14 protein-coding genes and 1 pseudogene are annotated in these 18,716 nt (G+C 71.0%); 9 read left to right on the top strand and 6 right to left on the bottom strand.

Annotated elements, in window-relative coordinates; genetic code table 11:
• Nucleotides 1-3 precede the first annotated feature (3 nt).
• Nucleotides 4-1,116 (top strand): hypothetical protein, encoded by a 1,113-nt coding sequence (locus AB0M47_RS23865; RefSeq protein ID WP_363417655.1) that lies wholly within the window; start codon nt 4-6, stop codon nt 1,114-1,116.
• An 85-nt stretch (nt 1,117-1,201) separates the two neighbouring features.
• Here AB0M47_RS23865 and AB0M47_RS23860 read toward each other — a convergent pair whose 3' ends face one another.
• The 3 genes and pseudogenes from AB0M47_RS23860 to AB0M47_RS23850 all read right to left on the bottom strand — a co-directional run bounded on the left by AB0M47_RS23860 (nt 1,202) and on the right by AB0M47_RS23850 (nt 4,269).
• Nucleotides 1,202-1,990 (bottom strand): HAD-IB family hydrolase, encoded by a 789-nt coding sequence (locus AB0M47_RS23860; RefSeq protein ID WP_363417652.1) that lies wholly within the window; start codon nt 1,988-1,990, stop codon nt 1,202-1,204.
• 346 nt (nt 1,991-2,336) lie between these two features.
• Nucleotides 2,337-3,155 (bottom strand): annotated as a pseudogene (locus AB0M47_RS23855) (DUF5667 domain-containing protein); the annotation flags it as partial.
• 145 nt (nt 3,156-3,300) lie between these two features.
• Nucleotides 3,301-4,269, bottom strand: coding sequence for an ECF subfamily RNA polymerase sigma factor, BldN family (locus tag AB0M47_RS23850; RefSeq protein WP_363417649.1), 969 nt, complete (start codon nt 4,267-4,269; stop codon nt 3,301-3,303).
• A gap of 516 nt (nt 4,270-4,785) precedes the next feature.
• Between AB0M47_RS23850 and AB0M47_RS23845 the strand changes: the two genes are divergently transcribed.
• The gene (locus AB0M47_RS23845; protein WP_363417646.1) at nt 4,786-6,402 is read left to right on the top strand and encodes an AMP-binding protein; all 1,617 of its coding nucleotides are present in this window, start codon (nt 4,786-4,788) and stop codon (nt 6,400-6,402) included.
• Nucleotides 6,395-6,646, top strand: a complete 252-nt coding sequence (locus AB0M47_RS23840; RefSeq protein WP_363417643.1) for a glutaredoxin family protein — start codon at nt 6,395-6,397, stop codon at nt 6,644-6,646. The genes AB0M47_RS23845 and AB0M47_RS23840 overlap by 8 nt, the downstream gene beginning before the upstream one ends.
• A gap of 82 nt (nt 6,647-6,728) precedes the next feature.
• Here the strand turns inward: AB0M47_RS23840 and AB0M47_RS23835 are convergent, their stop codons facing one another.
• Complete coding sequence (locus tag AB0M47_RS23835) at nt 6,729-7,370, bottom strand: HAD hydrolase-like protein (protein WP_363417713.1); 642 nt, start codon at nt 7,368-7,370, stop codon at nt 6,729-6,731.
• 429 nt (nt 7,371-7,799) lie between these two features.
• Between AB0M47_RS23835 and AB0M47_RS23830 the strand changes: the two genes are divergently transcribed.
• From AB0M47_RS23830 to hemB, 5 genes are read left to right on the top strand one after another with little or no spacing between them, the layout of a single operon-like run.
• Nucleotides 7,800-8,552: a redox-sensing transcriptional repressor Rex gene (locus AB0M47_RS23830; RefSeq protein ID WP_363417640.1), complete on the top strand. Its 753-nt coding sequence runs from the start codon at nt 7,800-7,802 to the stop codon at nt 8,550-8,552.
• Nucleotides 8,549-9,988: a glutamyl-tRNA reductase gene (locus AB0M47_RS23825; protein WP_363417637.1), complete on the top strand. Its 1,440-nt coding sequence runs from the start codon at nt 8,549-8,551 to the stop codon at nt 9,986-9,988. The genes AB0M47_RS23830 and AB0M47_RS23825 overlap by 4 nt, the downstream gene beginning before the upstream one ends.
• Entirely contained in the window at nt 9,985-10,950 is a 966-nt protein-coding gene (gene hemC / locus AB0M47_RS23820; RefSeq protein WP_363417635.1) for a hydroxymethylbilane synthase, read from the top strand. The genes AB0M47_RS23825 and hemC overlap by 4 nt, the downstream gene beginning before the upstream one ends.
• The gene (locus tag AB0M47_RS23815; RefSeq protein WP_253759925.1) at nt 10,947-12,527 is read left to right on the top strand and encodes a uroporphyrinogen-III synthase; all 1,581 of its coding nucleotides are present in this window, start codon (nt 10,947-10,949) and stop codon (nt 12,525-12,527) included. Before hemC ends, AB0M47_RS23815 begins: the two co-directional genes overlap by 4 nt.
• An 18-nt stretch (nt 12,528-12,545) precedes the next feature.
• A complete protein-coding gene (hemB, locus tag AB0M47_RS23810; RefSeq protein ID WP_363417632.1) occupies nt 12,546-13,520 on the top strand; it encodes a porphobilinogen synthase in 975 nt (324 codons plus the stop codon).
• A gap of 129 nt (nt 13,521-13,649) precedes the next feature.
• On the opposite strand, the gene AB0M47_RS23805 is transcribed toward hemB, so the two are convergent.
• The gene (locus AB0M47_RS23805; protein ID WP_363417629.1) at nt 13,650-14,672 is read right to left on the bottom strand and encodes a GNAT family N-acetyltransferase; all 1,023 of its coding nucleotides are present in this window, start codon (nt 14,670-14,672) and stop codon (nt 13,650-13,652) included.
• A gap of 76 nt (nt 14,673-14,748) precedes the next feature.
• Complete coding sequence (locus AB0M47_RS23800; RefSeq protein ID WP_363417626.1) at nt 14,749-15,750, bottom strand: lytic murein transglycosylase; 1,002 nt, start codon at nt 15,748-15,750, stop codon at nt 14,749-14,751.
• Nucleotides 15,751-15,985: 235 nt separating this feature from the next.
• Between AB0M47_RS23800 and AB0M47_RS23795 the strand changes: the two genes are divergently transcribed.
• Nucleotides 15,986-18,637 carry an adenylate/guanylate cyclase domain-containing protein gene (locus AB0M47_RS23795; protein ID WP_363417623.1) on the top strand — a complete coding sequence of 884 codons (2,652 nt, stop codon included), beginning with the start codon at nt 15,986-15,988 and terminating at the stop codon, nt 18,635-18,637.
• Nucleotides 18,638-18,716 lie beyond the last annotated feature (79 nt).

Genomic DNA, 18,716 nt, shown 5'->3' with positions numbered 1-18,716 from the left:
CAAGTGCCCCATGGTCAGCACCGCCGGCGGTCGACGCTGCGGATCGGCGGAGTGGCGGGTCTCGTCGTCGCTCTGGCCGCCGCCGTCCGCCTGCTCACCCTCCCGGCACCACACGCGCCGGGGACGGACTGGACGCTGACCGAGGCCTTCCCGTCGGCCGCCGTGGTGGACGTGCCCGGCTACGTCGACGGCGACTGGGCGTACGAGCCGATGTTGTTCCTCGACGAGCAGACTTCCCTGGGCACGGCCACCCCGTCCGACGACCGGCAGAGCGCCCTGGTGATCCTCGGGCCGGACGGCCGGATCAGCACGGTACGCACGCTCGGCGCGGACGAGGCGCCCCAGTTCGGCGGCTTCGCTTCGGGCGACGACCGGATCGCCTGGCTGGAGCAGACCGCCGGGGACGACGGGCAGGGCGACGCCGCGATCTGGATCGCCGGCCGGGACGGCTCGAACGCCCGAGTCCTCACGCGCGATCTGGGTGACTTCGCGTTCTTCAACTCGCAGTACGACCTGCACATCCGGGACGGCTGGGTCCACTGGGTGGCGGCGGTGCCCGGCGATGCCCTGGCCTCGGAGATCCGCTCGATTCCGGTGTCCGGCGGCGACGTCTCGGTACGCCGCATCGACGGCGGCTGGCAGTCGGTCGGCGGCGACTGGCTGGTCAGCGCGATGACCGCCGGTGGGGGAGCGACCGCCCTGGTCAACTGGAAGACGGGGCGCCGCACCCCCATCCCGAACCAGCCTTCGGAGCTGGTCAGCTGCAGTTCGGTGCTGTGCCGCGTACTGGTGCTCGGCGGGGACGGCGGCGCGACCCGGATCGACGTGATGCGTACCGACGGCGGCGATCGGCAGCGGGCGGCGTCAGGCTCGGTGACCGCGGCGCTCGTCGACGTAGGACTGCTCGACCGCTGGGAGGTCTACTCGCGACAGGGTGCTGGTGCGTCCGTGCTGGCCCGCCAACAGGTCCTGCTGTACGACGTCCACGAACGCCGGACGATCAACCTCGCCGACGGGGTGGGTCAGATCATGGGCCGGGGCGGCTTCGTCTGGTGGGGCAGCGGCACTGGTGACGACGTGACCTGGCACGTCCTGGATCTACACTCGCTCCGCTGACGCTTCCGGCGCTGGATCAGGGTTCCGGGTCGAATCTTGCACCAAGATTCGACCGAGATCCCTGATCCGCAGCGAATGGGGCGGGTCAGTCGCGGCGGGCGCGGATCGCCAAGCCGGCCGCGACCGCACCGGCGAGGACGCCGGCCGCCAGCGTCGCCGGAACCGCCACCTTCGCCGCCTTGCGGCCGGTGCGGAAGTCGCGGATCTGCCACGAACGCGCCCGGGCGTGCCGGCGCAACGCGCCGTCCGGGTTGACCGCGGTGGGGTGCCCGACCGAGCTGAGCATCGGCAGGTCGTTCACCGAGTCCGAGTACGCGTAGCAGTCGGCGAGGTCGAAGCCCTCGGCGGCGGCCATCGCCCGGACGGCGGTCTCCTTCGCCGGCCCATGCAGCATCTCGCCGACCAGCCGTCCGGTGTAGACGCCGTCGCGGATCTCCGCCACCGTGCCGAGCGCCCCGGTCAGCCCGAGTCGCCGGGAGATCACCTCACCCAGCTCGACCGGGGCGGCGGTGACCAGCCAGACCCGATCGCCGTCGGCGATGTGCTGCTCGGCGATGGCCCGGGTGCCGGCCCAGATCCGTTCCGCCATCAGCTCGTCGAAGATCTCCTCGCTGAGCCGGCGGACGTCCTCGACTCGCCAGCCCTCGATGAAGGCCAGCGCCGCCTGTCGCGCCTCGGCGATGTCTCCGGCGTGCTCGGCCGCCAGCAGCCGGAACTTCACCTGGCTCCAGCCGAACCTGAGCAGATCGGTGGTGGTGAAGTACTTCCGGGCGGCGAGACCGCGCGCGAAGTAGTACAGCGAGGCGCCCTGCATGAGGGTGTTGTCCAGATCGAAGAAGGCAGCCGCCTTGACGCGCTCGCGTGGCTCCGTCACGACCGCTTCGCCTCCTGTTTCCGGCAACACGCTTCCGAGCGTAGCGGGTGGATGCGATCGGGGGCGCCACCCTGCGGTGACGCCCCCGAATCTCGAAGGTGAATCCCGAACGGCCGTTCGGTGATCAGTTCCCGAGTAGATCGCCCAGGATTCGGCCGAGTTCGCCGAGCAGGCCCTCGTCGCCCTCGGTGCTCGCCGACGGCTGCGGCGTCGCCGAGGCGGACGGAGCGATCTGTGCCGGCGTCGTCGCCTCGCCGCTCGTCCCCACGGTCGGCGTCGTCGCCGGTCGCGGGGTGACGGTCGTGGTGCTTCGCGGCAAGTTGGTCTCGGGTTGCTGACCAGCGGGTGCCGGGCACGGCGACGCTGCCGGGCCCAGCGCGTCCGCTGTCGACGTCTTCGCCCCACAGGCCAGCGCGGCGCGCAGCGAGTGCGAGCGATCCGAGATGGCGTCCAGCAGCGTCGTCGACGCGTCGGCCCGCTGCCGGGACGGCCCATCGACCAGCGCCGTGAGCCGGCCCATCAAGGATTTCTGGTCGGCGGCGAACCGGTCGACGGTGTCGAGTGCGGCGGTGCCACCCTGCCCCATCGCCGACGTGGTCAGCAGGCGTACGCCCTCGATCGTGTCCTTGTCCATGTCGCCCAGGGCGGCGGCGAAGCCGTCCCCGTTGGACCGGACGGCACTGGCCTCGGTCAGTCGCGTACGGGCGAACTCCAGGTAGAGCTGCCCTCGGGACAGATCGGAGCTGGCCAGCGCCAGCTGCGCCCGCTCGGTCGATCGCTTGACCTGATAGAGCGCGTCGCCGGGATTGGCGTCGCCACTGGCCATGGAGATGCCGGAGACGGCGAGGGTGCCGGTCGCCACGCCCGCGACGATCGCGATGCGCGTACGCGACCGGGCCGGCTTCACCAGAATGGGTTCCGGCTCGGTCGCGGTGACCCCGATGCCCTCGCGTTCGGCGGTCGCCATCAGCTGGGCACGCAGGTCGCTCCGGAAGTCCGGCGACGGGCCGGGCACATGCGTGCCCCGTAGCTGGTCGCCGAGCGTCACGAACTCCGCGAGCTGCGCGTCTAGACGGGAGTGGGAATGGTGACGTCGGCCGCCGTTGGCCTCGTCCAGGAGTCGGGCGAAGCGCTCGGCGCGCCGCCGGTCGAAGACTGCGTTCATAGCGGGCACCCCCCTTCGCTGGTCGCGGCGGACTGCCGGAGTGTGTCCACGAGCTCCGGTCGTACTCGGTCAAACGGCCGCGGGGGGTCTTCGGTTACGGAGAGCCGGGGCGTGACTCGGCTCACTGCGGGGGCGGTGAGCGGGGTCACGGCTGGAAGCCCTCCGGAAGCAGTCGGGCGAGCGCGCGGACGGCTCGGTACTGGAGTGCTTTGATGGCGCCTTCGTTCTTGCCCATCGCCTGAGCGGTCTCCGCGACGGAGAACCCCTGGAGGAAGCGGAGGACGATGCACTCCTGCTGTTCCGGGTTGAGCTGTTTGACCGCGGTCAGCAATGCGACATTGGTGATGTGGTCGACGACGGCCGCTTCCGGGCTGCCCTCCGGTCCCCGGTCCTCGCGGTCGGCGTCCAGGACGTCGCCGGTGGTGACCTCGAGGCGGTAGCGGCCGGACTTGAAGTGGTCGGCGACCAGGTTGCGGGCGATGGTGACCAGCCAGGCGCCGAGATCACGGCCCTGCCAGGTGAAGCTGCCGATGCGCTTGAGCGCCCGCAGGAAGGTGTCACTCGTCAGGTCCTCGGCCAGCGGCCGGTTGCCCACCCGGAAGTAGATGAACCGGAAGACGGTGTCGACGTACCGGTCGTAGATCAGGCCGAATGCCGCGGCCTCGCCCGCCTGCGCCCGCTCGACGAGCGCCCAGACCTCGGCGGCGGCGTCGCTCGGATCGGGCCGGCTCGGGTAGACGGGCGGCTGCCCGGTCCCCGGCGGGTCCACGCGCTGGGTGTCCTCGTCCGGGAGCACCGGGAGCAGCGTCGTCTCCGATTCGGGCACGGTGACCGCGCCGCCCTGGGCGGGCGCGACTGGCCGCCCGTTGACCCGGCCGCCGATCGGTTTCGTGGCGGGGGTCTTGGCGGCCGGATTGTGGTGGCCGCTGTCGTTGCCGGTCTTGGTCCGGGTACGCGGGCGGACGGTAGCGCCTTCGCCGCGCGAGGTGACGCTCAGTAGCGGATTCAGAAGTAGTTCGTTGAGTGAAGTGCGAAGGGCGTCCAGACCCTCGGTAAGTGCCTGCCGTGCGGCGGACACTTCGGGGCTTACGCCGTAGTACGCACTGGTTGTCATGCCGTCACCTCCGAGCGCCCGTGTGCGGAGCCGCAGGGGCAGGCGGCGGCAGACGGGGCATCTCTCACCATAAGCCGACAAACACCCACTAAGCACGGGTGCGGCGCAATAACGGGCACAGCGGCCTCCTCTGGTTGAGGGGTGTCGGATCATGCCAAAACGGGTGAGCCGACCCTCGGAATGATAGGGCCAAACCCACCCTGGTGTGCGTGTTCACGAAAACTGTCCGGCCATCGGGGGGAGTATTTCCGCTGCTTTCGCACGGACGTCGCACATCGTGTGCGGTTTTTACTTCGTCGATTACACGGCGTGTCCTGCGAGACACGCCGTGGTCACGTTCCCAGATACTTAGAGCTGCAAGAAGATTCAGACAAATCGCAGATCGGGGGCGATCGTCGGGCTCGGCGTTTCACCCCGCCGGGTGACCGTGCGGTGACTAGACGGGGATCTGATCTCTACAACGAACGACATTCGCGGGGGTGCCGCGAAATTTCGTCGTGTGGAAGACTCCCGAACGTGCAGGATGCGATCGCCGCCGATGTCGCCGAGTACGCCACCCTCGCGGGCTATGTCCAGCGCGCCGCTCGCCGGAGCCCGGAGCGGCCGGCGTTGCGGCACAACGGGCGTACGCTGACCTGGTCCGAATTGGACTCGCAAGTGGACTCGGTCGCGGGCGGACTGCGCAATCTCGGCGCGCCGGACAGCGGCGGGCACCCGGCCCGGGTCGCGATCGCGTTGCCGAACATTCCCGAGTTCGCGGTGTCCTTCTTCGGCGCGCTGCGGGCCGGTCTCGTCGCCGTCCCGGTCAACCCCGGCTACACGCCCCGGGAACTCCGCCATGTGCTGGCCGACTCCGGCGCCAGTGTGCTCATCGCGACCGACACGGTCGCCGCGGCCGTCGCCGGCATCGGCAGCGAACTCGAGTCGCTGCGCTGGGCGTACACGTGCAGTGGAAATGAGGACGCGGGCCGGGCGCTGGCCCGCGCGCTCGCCCGGGACTCGGCCCCGAACCCGCGCCAACCCGCGGCGAGTGACCTGGCGGTGTTGCTCTACACCTCGGGCACCGAGGGCGCGCCGAAGGGCGCGATGCTGACCCACCGGGCGTTGATCGCCAACCACGTGCAGCTCGCCGCGGTCGACCCGCCGGTGCTGGACGGTTCGGACGTGGCCCTGCTCGGGCTGCCGATGTTCCATGCCTACGGGCTGAACTCCGGACTCGGCGCGGTGGCCTACCACGGCGCGTGCGGCGTGCTCACCGACCGTTTCGACGCCGAGGAGTCGCTCCGGCTGATCGCCGACGAGGGTGTCAGCGTGGTGGTGGGCGTGCCGTCGATGTACACGCTGTGGGCGGCGAGCCTGACCTCGGCCGCGCCGATGTCCTCGGTCCGTGTCGCGGTGTGCGGCGCGGCGCCGCTGGAAGCCGTCACCGCGCGCAAGTTCACGGCGATCACCGGAGTCGACGTGCACATCGGGTACGGGCTGACCGAGACCGCGCCGGTGGTGTCCTCGACCCTGGCCGCCCCGGCGCTGAAAGTCGGCTCGATCGGCCGGCCGCTGCCCGGCATCGAACTGCGCCTGGTCTCCTCCACCAGCGACGACGTCTGGCGGGCGGGCAACACCTCGCTGGAAGACGACGGCGACGGCCACGGCCTCGAACACGAGTCTCCGGACAGCCCCGGCAGCGACCCCGGCGAGATCGTCGTGCGCGGCGACAACCTCTTCTCCGGCTACTGGCCCGACGGACGCGGCGGCCCCGACGCCGACGGCTGGTGGGCGACCGGCGACGTCGCGTACGCCGACGGGGACGGCGACCTGTTCCTCGTGGACCGCATCGGCGAGCTGATCATCGTCAACGGCTTCAACGTCTACCCGTACGAGGTCGAGCTGGTGCTCGGCATGCACCCAGGTGTTGCCGAGGCAGCCGTCCTCGGCGCGCCCGATCCGGTCCGTGGCCAGACCGTGCGGGCGTTCGTCGTACGCGCGGCGGGCAGCACGGTCACCGACGAGGAACTGGTCCGCCACTGCGAACGCAACCTGGCCCGGTTCAAGTGCCCCACGCAGATCTCGTTCGTCCCGGAACTGCCGCACTCGGCGATCGGCAAGGTCCGCAAAGTAGTCTTGCGGGATGCCTGAGCAGCCCCGCGTCACCTTGTACACCCGGCCCGGCTGTCACCTCTGCGCCGACGCCGTCACCGCGCTGGGCGAGCTGGGCGTGCCGTTCACCGAGGTGGACATTACCGGCGATCGGGAGCTGGAAGCCGAGTACGGAGACCGGATTCCGGTGGTCATGCTGGACGGCAAGGAACACGGGTACTGGCGGGTCGAAGGCGCGCGCCTGCTCCGCGACCTCGCCACCCCCGCGCCCGCTCCGCGTTGATCATGGAGTTAACTGCGGTCTCGGCGGTGTGTCGAGGGGGCAAAGTCCATGATCAACGCCGGGAACCACGCACCCCCCGCAGTTAGCGGGAGGCGAGCGCGATCGCCTCGGTCAGCGACCTCGCCACGGGTACGCCGACCTCCCGCAGCTTCGCCGGATCGGTGAAGCCGCCGCCGTAGAGAACACAGTGGGCTCCGACCGAGGCGGCCGCGTGCGCGTCGTCCACCGAGTCGCCGATGAGCACCGTCTCGGTGCCTTCGATGCCGAGCGCCTCCAGGTGGGCCGCGAGGTGGCCGGCCTTGAACCCGCCGCCGATCGGGTCGCGCAGGCCGTCGACCCGGGCGAAGTGCGGCGTCAGGCCGAAGCGGTCGACGGTCGGCACGAGTTCGTGGTGGAACCACATGCTCAGCAGGGACTGCGTACCGGTCCATGTCGCGATCGCGTCACGGGCGTCGGCGGCCAGCTCCACCGTCAGGAGCCCGATCCGGTACTCGTCGTGGAAGATCGTGTCCATCCGGGCGAACTCCTCCGCCGCCACGGTCCGGCCCAGCAGGGAGCCGTAGTAGTCGATGATCGGGCGGCGGAAGTCGCGCCGATGTTCGTCCTCGGTGACCGGCTGTCCGCCGGAGGAGGTCAGCGCCACATTGGTGGCCGCGACGACCAGGCCCAAGTCGTTGAGGAGGGTGCCGTTCCAGTCCCAGACGAGGTGCTTCACGTCGCACAGCGTAGTGGCGACGGGAGGCGCGGAGCGCTCGGCGTAACGCTCGTCACGGTGGGCGTACGGGGCTTCCGGGACGCGACTTTCGTCACTGCGCGTGACATCGAGAGGATGCGGCACCGCAGGATGGAGGGGCGGCGCGGCGCGGGCCGAAATATCCCTGCTTGCGAAATAATCGCACTCGCAGCGCCCACCTGCCGCATGCGCGATCTCGAGAATGGAGGGCATGTGTGCCGCGGGGGCATCTCTCGGGATCATCCATGTCGCGGGTGGGCGCTGGCTGCGTCGCCTCACCCGGGCGATCTATCAAGATCGCGATTTGTGCACGTCTTCACAAGCGCCTACTCTGTTACCGCGACGGCCCCCGATAGCACAGCCGATCGGCGTGCGTGTGGTGGGGTCCTGGGAAAGCAAGCCGAGTCGGCACGGAGTCACATGAGCCAGCAGCGTTCCGGCGGAGAAGCCGGACTGAGTACCCGTAACGGAGCGGGTCCGGACTTTCCGGATCTGCCGGACGCTACGGTCGCTCGGCTGCCGGAGTACCTGCGGTCTTTGCACCAAATGCTCGAGGCCGGCCAGGACACCACCTCCAGTGAGGGGCTGGCCGCGGCGGCCGGCGTGAACTCGGCCAAGCTGCGCAAAGATCTCTCCCACCTGGGTTCTTACGGCACCCGCGGCGTCGGCTACGACATCGCCCGCCTCGTCGAGCAGATCGAGCACGTCCTGGGGCTCACGATCCACCGGGGCGTCGCGCTGGTCGGTCTGGGCAACCTCGGGCACGCGCTCGCCGGGTACGCCGGATTCGCCAGCCGGGGCTTCGAGATAGTCGCCCTCTTCGACGCCGATCCCGCCCGCGTAGGTGAGATGGTCCACGGACTCGCCGTGCGGCACATCGACCAACTTGCCGTTACGGTGACTGAGGAGCGGATCGCGATCGGAGTGATCGCCACCCCGGCGCGGGCCGCTCAGAGCGTCGCGGACCAGCTTGTGGCGGCCGGAGTCACCAGCATCCTGAACTTCGCCCCGTGTGTGCTCTCGGTGCCGGAGGGCGTCGACGTGCGCAAGGTCGACCTCGCGGTCGAGCTGCAGATCCTGTCGTTCCACGAGCATCGCAAGGCCAACGGCAACGGACAGGCCAATGGCGTTGCGCGCGGATCCGCGGCCCGGCCTGGGGAGGTGGCAGCGTGAACCTGATCGTCGTCGGCGCGTCCCATCGCAGTGCGAGCGTGCCGCTGCTGGAGCGGCTGAGCGTACCGCCCGCCGAGCAGCACCGGCTGTTGCGCGGGCTCGTCGCCGGACCGCACGTCGCCGAGGTCGCCCTCGTCTCGACGTGCAACCGCGTCGAGGTGTACGCGGCCGTCCCCGCCTTCCACCCCGGGCTCAGCCAGGTCGTCGCCGCCCTGGCCGAGCAGTCCGGCGTGAGCGCGGACGAACTCGCCGGAAGTCTTTACGTCCACCACGGTGCGGACGCGGTCTCGCATGTCTATCGCGTCGCCGCCGGCCTGGACTCCATGGTCGTCGGCGAGGCCCAGATCCTCGGCCAGCTACGCGATTCATACGCCACCGCCACCGAAGCCGAGGCGGTCGGCCGGCTGTTGCACGAACTGCTTCAGCAGGCGCTGCGCGTCGGCAAGCGGGCGCACGCCGAGACCGGCATCGACCAGGCTCCGCGCAGCATGGTGACCGCGGCGCTGGCTCAGGCCGGCACGCTCACCGGCGCCCGGGCGCTCGTCATCGGGGCCGGGGCGATGGGTTCGCTCGCCGTTTCGGCGCTGACCCGGGCCTCGGTCGACAAGGTGACCGTGGTCAATCGCGGCCAGGAGCGCGCCGAGCGCCTCGCCGAGCTGTACGCCGTCGACGCGGCCCCGTTCGATCAGCTGCCGAGGCTGCTGGCCGAGGCCGACATCGTGGTGACCGCGACCGCCTCGATCGGGCACGTCCTGACGGCGTCCATGGTCGCCGAGGCGGACGCCACGCCGATCATCGTCGACCTCGCCGTGCCGCGCGACGTCGAACCGGCCGTGAAGCAGCTGCCCGGGGTGACCGTGATCGACATCGAGCACCTCGCCGAAGCCGGTGGGGCGCACGGGCACGCGGCGCACATCGTCGAGGAGGCCGAGGCGATCGTCGCCGCCGAGGTCGAGGCGTTCCTCACCTGGCTGCGCGGTTCGCAGGTGGCTCCGACGGTGGCCGCTCTCCGGGCGCGCGCCGACGAACTCGTCGAGGCCGAGATGAGCCGCCTGGCGCGGCGCTCCGACCTGACCGCCGAGCAGCGCGCCGAGGTCGCCCACGCGATGCACCGCATCGTCCAGCGCCTGCTGCACGAGCCGACCGTACGCGTCCGCCAGCTCGCTGCCGGTCCGGGCGGAGAGGCGTACCCGAAGCTGTTGCGGGACTTGTTCGGTCTGTCGGTGCCGGCGGGAAGCCTGGGCGAGCCGTCGGGCGCGCAGTTCGGCGAGACCGCGCCGACCGGCACCGCGATGCCCAAGGGGGAGAACGTCGCGGTGATCTTCGAGGCCGTACCGCCCGCGGACCCGCAGGAAGCGGGCCTGCCCGAGGCCGTCGAGCAAGAAGCCGGGCGGTGGCTGGGAGCCACGAGCCGGCAAGAGGATGGTGCGAAGTGAAGCTTCGTCTGGGGACCCGGGGTTCCGCCCTGGCGACGGCCCAGTCGCAGATGGTCGCCGACGCGGTGACCGCGGCGACCGGCCGGACCGTGGAACTCGTGGAGATCGTCACGCCGGGCGACCGGTCGGCGGCGCCGGTGCAGCGCCTCGGCGTCGGAGTGTTCGTCTCGGCGCTGCGGGACGCCTTGCAGGCCAAGGAGATCGACTTCGCCGTCCACTCCTACAAGGACCTGCCGACCGCGCCGGTGGACGACCTGATCATCGCGGCCGTCCCGGAGCGGGCGGACCCACGGGACGTCCTGGTCGCCCGGGACGGGCTGACCCTGGCCGAGCTCCCGCCCAGCTCGGTCGTCGGCACCGGAGCCCTGCGGCGGATCGCCCAGCTCCAGGCGCTCGGACTGGGCTTGCGGACGACCCCGATCCGGGGCAACGTGGATTCTCGGTTGCGACGTGTCGCGAGCGGTGAGCTGGACGCGATCGTGCTGGCCAAGGCCGGTCTCGATCGGCTCGGCCGGTCCGCCGAGGCGACCGAGGCGCTCGACCCGATGCTGATGCTGCCCGCTCCCGCTCAGGGCGCGCTGGCGGTGGAGTGCCGGGCCGACGACAACGACCTGGTGGCGGCGCTGAGCGCGCTCGACCACCCGGCCACGCGGGCGGCCGTCGCCGCCGAGCGTGGTCTGCTCGCCCAGCTCGAGGCCGGCTGCTCCGCGCCGATCGCGGGCCTGGCGGAGATAAGTGAAGACGAGATCTACCTGCGCGGCGCGGTCTTCAGCGAAGACGGCCGTCACGCCATCCGGCTGTCGCGCACGGGCACCATCGCCGACGCCGATCAGATCGGCCGGCTTCTCGCCGCGGACCTGCTCGCGGCGGGCGCAGATCGCCTCTTCTCCGTCGGCGGCGGCGTGCCGTCGGGGGATGGGGAGACGGATGAGAATGATGCTGTACCTGGGAGTGCACAATGACCCGCACCCGTAAACCGGCCGGCCACATCGCCTTCGTCGGAGCCGGACCGGGCGATCCCGGCCTGGTCACCCGCCGGGCCTACGACGCCTTGGCCGACGCCGACCACGTCGTCTACGACCGGGGCGTGCCCGACACGCTCCTCACCGCGCTGCGGGAGGTGGTCCCGGCCGAGGCCGAGTGGTCGCCCGCCGAGGGCGCGCCCGGCGACGTCGCGAAGGTGCTCCTCAACGAGGCCAAGTCCGGCCGCAACGCGGTCCACCTCGTCTCCGGCGACCCGTTCGGCCACGAGTCCGTGGTCCGCGAGGTCCAGGCGGTGGCCCGGACCGCCGTCCGCTTCGCCGTCGTCCCGGGGGTGAGCCAGGCCGCGGGCGTCGCGACCTACTCGGGCGTCCCGCTCGCCGGGGTGCGCACGACCGCGGACATCGAGGACATCGCCGAGGTCGACTTCCCGGCCCTCGCGGCGGGCCTGCGCCGTGGGTCGATCGCGCTCAGCGTCGACGCCGGCGATCTCGCGTCGGTACGCGACGGGCTGCTGGCCAGTGGCGTCGAGGGGTCGACGCCGGTCGCGATCACCGGCGACGGAACCGGTGAGACGCAGTACACGACGGTGTCGACCGTCGACAGCTTCGTCGCCGCCGCGCTCGGCTTCAGCGGCCGGGCGGTGCTCTCCGTCGGCTCCGGCGTCCAGCTGCGGGACAAGCTCGGCTGGTGGGAGAACCGCCCGCTCTACGGCTGGCGTGTCCTCGTACCGCGGACCAAGGAGCAGGCCGGCGCGATGAGCGAGCGGCTGCGGGCGTACGGGGCGATCCCGTGCGAGGTGCCGACCATCGCGGTCGAGCCGCCGCGTACGCCGGCGCAGATGGAACGCGCCATCAAGGGCCTGGTCGACGGCCGGTACGCCTGGACGATCTTCACCAGCGTGAACGCCGTCAAGGCGGTCTGGGAGAAGTTCGCCGAGCACGGGCTGGACGCGCGCCACTTCGGCGGCGTGAAGATCGCCTGCATCGGTGAGGCCACCGCGGAAGCGGTCCGGTCCTTCGGCATCCAGCCGGAGCTGATCCCCGGCACCGAGCAGACCTCCGAAGGCCTGCTCGCCGAGTTCGCCCCGCACGACGAGATGCTCGACCCGGTGGGCCGCATCCTGCTGCCGCGGGCCGACATCGCGACGGAGACCCTGGTCGCCGGGCTGACCGAGATGGGCTGGGAGGTCGACGACGTGACGGCGTACCGGACCGTCCGGGCCGCCCCGCCGCCGGAGGAGATCCGCAACGCCATCAAGCAGGGCGGGTTCGACGCGGTCCTGTTCACCTCGTCGTCGACCGTCCGGAACCTGGTCGGCATCGCGGGCAAGCCGCATCAGCGAACCGTCGTCGCGGTGATCGGGCCGAAGACGCACGACACGGCGATCGAGTTCGGTCTCCGGGTCGACGTCCAGCCCGAGCACGCCTCGGTGCCGGACCTCGTCGAGGCGCTCGCCTCGTACGCGGTCGAGCTGCGCGAGAAGCTCGCCACCATGCCGGCCAAGAGCCGTCGCGGTTCCAAGGTCCAGGGGCCGACGGCACTGCGCTTCCGCTGATCCTCGGAGGAGGAGATCATGGGCTTTCCGGAGATCCGGCCGCGCCGGCTGCGGACCACTCCCGCCATGCGGCGGCTGGTCAGTGAGACGCGGCTGCATCCGGCCGAGCTGATCTTGCCGATGTTCGTCAAGGAGGGCTTGACCGAACCTCGGCCGATCGCCTCGATGCCCGGGGTCGTGCAGCACTCCCGGGAGTCCCTGCGGAAGGCCGCCGCCGAGGCGGTCGAGGCGGGCGTCGGCGGCATCATGCTGTTCGGCATCCCGCAGGCCAAGGACGCCACCGGGTCGGGTGGGATCGACCCGGGCGGCATCCTCAACGTCGCCGTCCGCGACGTCGTCTCCGAGGTCGGCTCGTCGACGGTGGTCATGAGCGACCTGTGCCTCGACGAGTTCACCTCGCACGGGCACTGCGGCGTGCTGGCGGCGGACGGATCGGTCGACAACGACGCCACCCTGGACGCGTACGCGCAGATGGCGGTCGCGCAGGCGGCGGCGGGCGTACACGTGGTGGGGCCTTCGGGGATGATGGACGGCCAGGTCGGCGTGGTACGCCGGGCGCTGGACGAGGCCGGGTACGCCGACGTCGCGATCCTCGCGTACGCCGTCAAGTACGCGTCCGCGTTCTTCGGGCCGTTCCGCGACGCGGTGGAGTCGTCGCTCGAGGGCGATCGGCGTAGCTATCAGCAGGACCCGGCGAACCTGCGGGAGTCGCTGCGCGAGGTGGAGCTGGACGTCGCCGAGGGTGCCGACATGGTGATGGTGAAGCCGGCGTTGCCCTACCTCGACGTCGTGTCCGCCGTCCGGCAGCGCGTCGACGTGCCCGTGGCGGCCTATCAGGTCAGCGGCGAGTACGCCATGGTCGAGGCGGCCGCGGCGAACGGCTGGCTGGACCGGGACCGGGTCATGATGGAGACGCTGCACTCGATCAAGCGGGCCGGCGCCTCGATGATCCTGACCTACTGGGCCGTAGACGCCGCTCGCCGCGTTAGTTGAGCACTGGATCAGGGTTCCAGGTCGAATCTTGACCCAAGATTCGACACGGAACCCTGATCCGCCGCAGAATCCGGTGGCCGCCGCAGAATCCGGTGGTCGCCGCAGCGGCGGGGTGAGGCGGGTGACGGGTCAGGCGATGCCGAGGGCGACGGCCAGGTCGGGCACGTCGGCTTCGAATTCGAGCCAGTCGCGGTCCGCGCCGAAGCCCAGCTCGGCGTTGACCTTGAGCAGCGGTTCGTTGACCGCCGCGTTCCAGGTCTGCACCTGTCGCAGCGACGGCACCGCCGAGCGCAGCTCGAACAGCATCCGGGCCTTGATCGCCCGGCCGACGCCGTAGCCCCGGTGCTCCGGCACCACCACGGTGTCGTATTGATCGGCCCGCGTCGGACGCTGCTCGGGCACCACGACCTCGGTGAGCCCGGCGACCACGCCGGTGCTCTCGTGCACGGCCACGACGATGTAGGGGCGCAGCCCGCGCGCGTGGAGGCAGGACAGGCTCGCCCGCAACCGGTCCGGCTCGTAGGAGCTGGGCCGCAGGTCGAGATCGCCGAGATCGACGTCCTGCACCTCGGCCTTGGCCGTCGCGTACGCCTCGATCAGCTCGTCGGGCGGCGAGTCCGGGAAGAACCGGATGGAGTAGCCGGTGGCGACGCCGTTGGCCAGCTCGCCCAGGGCGTACCAGTCGACGGTGTCGAGGTCGAGCACGCTGCGCTGCTCGGTGAAGGCCTTGCGGAAGCCGAGGCCGGCGTAGAACTCGACGCCGGGCGTGCCCCCCGGCACCTCGACGCCGATCGCCTGGAAGCCCTCGGAATGGGCGCGGCTGACCACCGCGTGCAGAAGTGTCCGGCCGAGTCCCCGCTTGCGCATTTCGGGGTGCACGATGCACTCGACCACGCCGATGTCGCCGAGCAGCAGAATGCTCGCGAAGCCCAGCAGCGGGACGCCCCGGGCGAGATCGCCTTCCTCTTTCTCGGCGATCCAGGTGATCTTGCGCTCGCCCGGCATGGTGACCGAGAGATATTCACGCATCAGTACATCGCGCCACGGCGGATCATCGGGGAGGTCGACGCTCATCACGGCATTGAGCGTCTCTACCACGGTGGATATCTCGGTGGCCGTCGCGACTCGGGGATCCCACTCGCGAACCTTCACCTGTTCAGCTTGCACGCTGCAAGGTGCCTTGGGAAGGCCTAAGTTTTCTCCACAGTGCATGCTCGACTACTCAATGTCATGCCCGGCTCTTCTGGCCGTACGTGTTCGCAGCGTCGAAAACCTGCTGAACCTTGGCCGAGAGATCGGGGAACGTCTTTATCGCGGCGTTCCAATTCGCTGCTTGCGAGAGGTCCTTATTGGCCTCGCAAAGTTTCGTGGCGGCTGCCAATGCCGCATCGTCGATGTCGTTCGGATCGACGAGCCCATCACTGTCCGCATCCACGGCATACGCGCGCCACGCGGTCGGCATGAATTGCAGGGGTCCGACGGCGTGATCCCAAGCGCGGTCGTTGTCCAACGCGCCCGCGTCGGTGTCGGCGACCTTCGCGCGGCCCGCCTTGCCGTCCAGCGCCGGGCCGACGATCGGGGGCAGTACGCGCCCGTCCGGACCCAGCGTGGAGGCGCCCACCCGGCCGTGGTTCGTCTCGATCTTGCCGATCGCGGCGATCGTCGACCACCGCAGGTTGCAGCTCGGCTTCCGGCTCGTCAGCACGTACTCGGCGTACGCGTACGCGCGCAGTGCCACCGGCGGGATCTCCACCTTGACGGCCAGCTTGTCCGCCCACTCGGTGAGCCCGGAGTTCGGCGGCAGCGGCGAGGTCGTGGTGGTCGGGAAGGGGCTGAAGCTCGCCTCGCCGGTGCCGCTCGGCGCGGCCGAGGTGGGCGCGGTGGACGCCGAGCTTTCCTGCGCCACCGGTACGCCGCCGGTGGGGGCGAGCCAGACGGCCACCAGCACGACCCCGGTGACGATGGCGGTGACGAACAGGCCGCCCGCGACGAGCCGGCCCTGCGGCCGCCGGGCCGCCCCGATCGCCGTACGCCCACCGGCGGCGACCTTGCGCCCGGCCGCCGCGACCGCCGGCCGGAGCTTCGGCACGGACTGCTGGGCGGACTGTTGGGCGGACTCGTCGGCGACGTGCTTCCCGGCGTGCTTCCCGACCTGGTCCCCGGCCGGTTCCCCGGAGACGGGCGCGGCCGGAGGGGTCTCGGGTTCGCGGGTGGGTTCAGGGGTCGTCACGCCGTCGAGTATGGCCTATGCGGCCAGATCTGGCCGTTCGGCCCACATCCGGCCGCTCTGGTCCTCGTTTTGTGAGATGCACGCCGCCGCCATCCCACCGACGCGTCGCCTTCGCCTCCACCGCACTCGAACTGGGTAGGACCTTGGATGGATCAGTTGCCGTCCGTTCCGGCGATGGCGCGATGACCTCGGCGTCGGACAGCATGAACCGACTTCCAGGGGGGCGGAGGTTTTCGTGTCGGCAGATCGGCGTCTGCCCAGCGGTTTGGTGACCTTCCTGTTCACGGACATCGAAGGTTCCACCCGACTGGCTCAGATGCTCGGAAACGGCTATCGTCCGGTGCTCGCCGAGCACCGGCGATTGCTGCGGTCCGCTCTCCGGCAGGCCGACGGCGTCGAGCTGTTCACCGAGGGCGACTCCTACTTCTTCGTGTTCACCGATCCCGCGGCGGCCGTCCTGGCCTGTGCCGAGGGTCAGCGAGCGCTGGCGGCGTACGCCTGGCCGAGCGAGCAGGCCATGCCGCGCGTCCGGATGGGACTGCACACCGGCTTCGCCCAGGCCCATGCCGGGGAGTACGCGAGCGCCGAGGTGCATCGGGCGGCCCGCGTCGCCAATGCCGCCCACGGCGGGCAGATCTTGCTGTCGGAGGCGACCGCCACGCGTACGCGACAGCTGCCCGACCAGACCTGGCTGCTGGACCTCGGCTTGCACAAACTGCGTGGCTTCGACGGCCAGGAACGGCTGTTCCAGCTGGTAGCACCAGGACTGGCCCGGCATTTCCCGCGACTGCGGACCTCCGAGGCGCCCGCGCACAACCTGCCGTCGGCGATAACGCCGTTCGTCGGGCGGGCCGGGGAACGGGCCGAACTGTCCGATCTCGCCGCTCGCCAGCGGCTCGTGACGGTCGTCGGATCGGGTGGCGCCGGCAAGACCCGGCTCGCCGTCGAGGTCGCCGGTGACCTGGTCGGACAGTTCCCCGACGGGGTGTGGCTGCTCGACCTGGCCACCATCAGCGACCCGGGCCTGGTCGCCTTCACCCTGATGAACACGCTCGGGCTGCGCCCCGAACCGGGCAAGCCGGTGCTGGACACCCTCGTCGAGTACGCCGCCGGCCGCCGCATGCTGCTGGTGCTCGACACGTGCGAGGCGCAGCTCACCGGCGTACGCGCGGTCCTGGCTCAGCTGCTGACGGCGGGCCGGGGCGTGCACGTCCTCGCGACCAGCCGGGAGCCGCTGAGCGTACCGGGCGAGGTGGTGTGGCGGATTCCGCCGCTCGGCCTCGAACCCGGGCCGGGCGCCGAACGCGCCGACGCCGTCACGCTGCTCATCGAGCGCACGACCGCGGCGCGCGGCGGACGCGTACCGGCCGAGTCGGAGATCCGGTCGCTGGGCCGGGTCGCCACGCGCCTCGACGGCCTGCCCCTGGCGCTCGAACTGGCGGCGGCGCGGTTGCGTGTGCTGTCGGCGGGCGAGCTGGCCGACCGGCTGGAGAACGAACTGGACGGCAAGGCGCCCGATCCGCTGGGCGCGATCGACGGCACCGCGCTGGCGCTGGGCGAGCCGAGCGGCCGGCATGCGACGTTGCAGGCCACTGTGGAGTGGTCCTACCGAACGCTGCCGCCCGCCGCCGCCTCGCTGCTCCGGGGCCTGTCCGTCTTCGCCGGCCCGGTCGATCTCCAGACTGTGGAGTGGTGGGTGGACGGTGATCCGCTGGACACCTTGGCCACGTTGGTCGACAAGTCGTTGCTGCAGGTCGGCCGGGACACCGGCCGGTCGGAGTACCGGATGCTCGATCCGATCCGGGCGTTCGCGGCGCGCTGCCTGACCGCGGAGGGCGAGGAGCGGGCCGTTCGCGACCGCCACCTTCGCTGGGCGCTGCACCGGCTGGAGCGGGCGCAACAGGGCGCCGACGGGCGTCCCGTGACGCTGTCGATGTACTCCCTCGATCCGCTGGCCGGCGAACTGCGGGCGGCCCTGCGCTGGTGCGTCACCGGTGGCAGCGCCCGCCTCGGGCTGCGTATCGCGAGTGGACTGGACCAGTGGTGGCGTGAACGCGGGCTGGCGCGGGAAGGCCGGCTCTGGCATTTCCGGCTGTACTCCCGGCTCGCCGAGACGGGTGAGCATGTGCCCGACCGCGAACTGGCCCTCGTGTACTACTCGCATTCGATGCACGCCTGCGCCGACGGCGAGACCAGCGAGGAGATCCGGTTCGCCCAGCGCGCCGAGGTCGCCGCGCGCCGCAGCGGGGACGCCGGGACGGTCGCCCGGGTGCTGGCCGGTCAGCCCGGCCCGCTGGTCTCCCTGGGCAAGGCGACCGAGGCGGAGCAGCTCTGCCGGGACCTGCTGGCCTGGGCCGGGCCGCGCGAGGTCACCGCCGACGCCCTGTTCGCCATCTACAACCTCGCCGAACTGCTGTGGCTGCGCGAGGCGTACGCCGAAGCCGCGGAACTGCTCGCGACGGCCCGCCCAGTCGAGGCGCTGCGTCCGGCCGAACGTGGACGCCGCACTGTGGACCTACTCCTGGGCATGGCGGCGTTGGGCCGCCGGGACCTGGTCGCGGCGCACGATCACCTGTCCATCGCCCTGCGATCCCGGATGTCCTACGGCTTCCATTCGCGGGCCTGCGTGGCGGTGAGCGCGATGGCGGCGCGGTGCGTACTCGGTGGTGAGAATGAGATCGCCGCGACCCTCTTCGGAGCCGCAGCTTCCGCGAAGGCCCGGTTGTGCCGCGGACCGGGGATCTTCGGCGCCTATTGGACCACGCAGCAGGCGGCCTGCCGGGCGGCCCTGGGCGACGCGGCGTTCGACGCGGCCTGGGCGCGCGGTTTCACGATGAGCCTGGAGGACGCGTCCTCGCTGGCGCTGGACATCGAGGCGCCAGCATGAGGACGACGGCCAGCAGCAGCAGGGTGTTGCGCGGCACGTGTACGCCGCCGACGTTGGCCTCCGTGTACGCCGCGGAGAC

It is taken from the genome of Hamadaea sp. NPDC051192, assembly GCF_040682475.1.
Classification (GTDB): domain Bacteria; phylum Actinomycetota; class Actinomycetes; order Mycobacteriales; family Micromonosporaceae; genus Hamadaea; species Hamadaea flava.
Note: the sequence above shows the minus strand (reverse complement) of the source record. Positions and strands in the feature narration are given on the sequence as shown.

Bases quoted from the DNA above. Each gene is read 5' to 3' on its own strand.
- AB0M47_RS23830 (WP_363417640.1), top strand. From the start codon at position 7,800: ATGAGCCAGCAGCGTTCCGGCGGAGAAGCCGGACTGAGTACCCGTAAC.
- hemB (WP_363417632.1), top strand. From the start codon at position 12,546: ATGGGCTTTCCGGAGATCCGGCCGCGCCGGCTGCGGACCACTCCCGCC.
- AB0M47_RS23815 (WP_253759925.1), top strand. From the start codon at position 10,947: ATGACCCGCACCCGTAAACCGGCCGGCCACATCGCCTTCGTCGGAGCC.
- AB0M47_RS23850 (WP_363417649.1), bottom strand. From the start codon at position 4,269: ATGACAACCAGTGCGTACTACGGCGTAAGCCCCGAAGTGTCCGCCGCA.
- AB0M47_RS23840 (WP_363417643.1), top strand. From the start codon at position 6,395: ATGCCTGAGCAGCCCCGCGTCACCTTGTACACCCGGCCCGGCTGTCAC.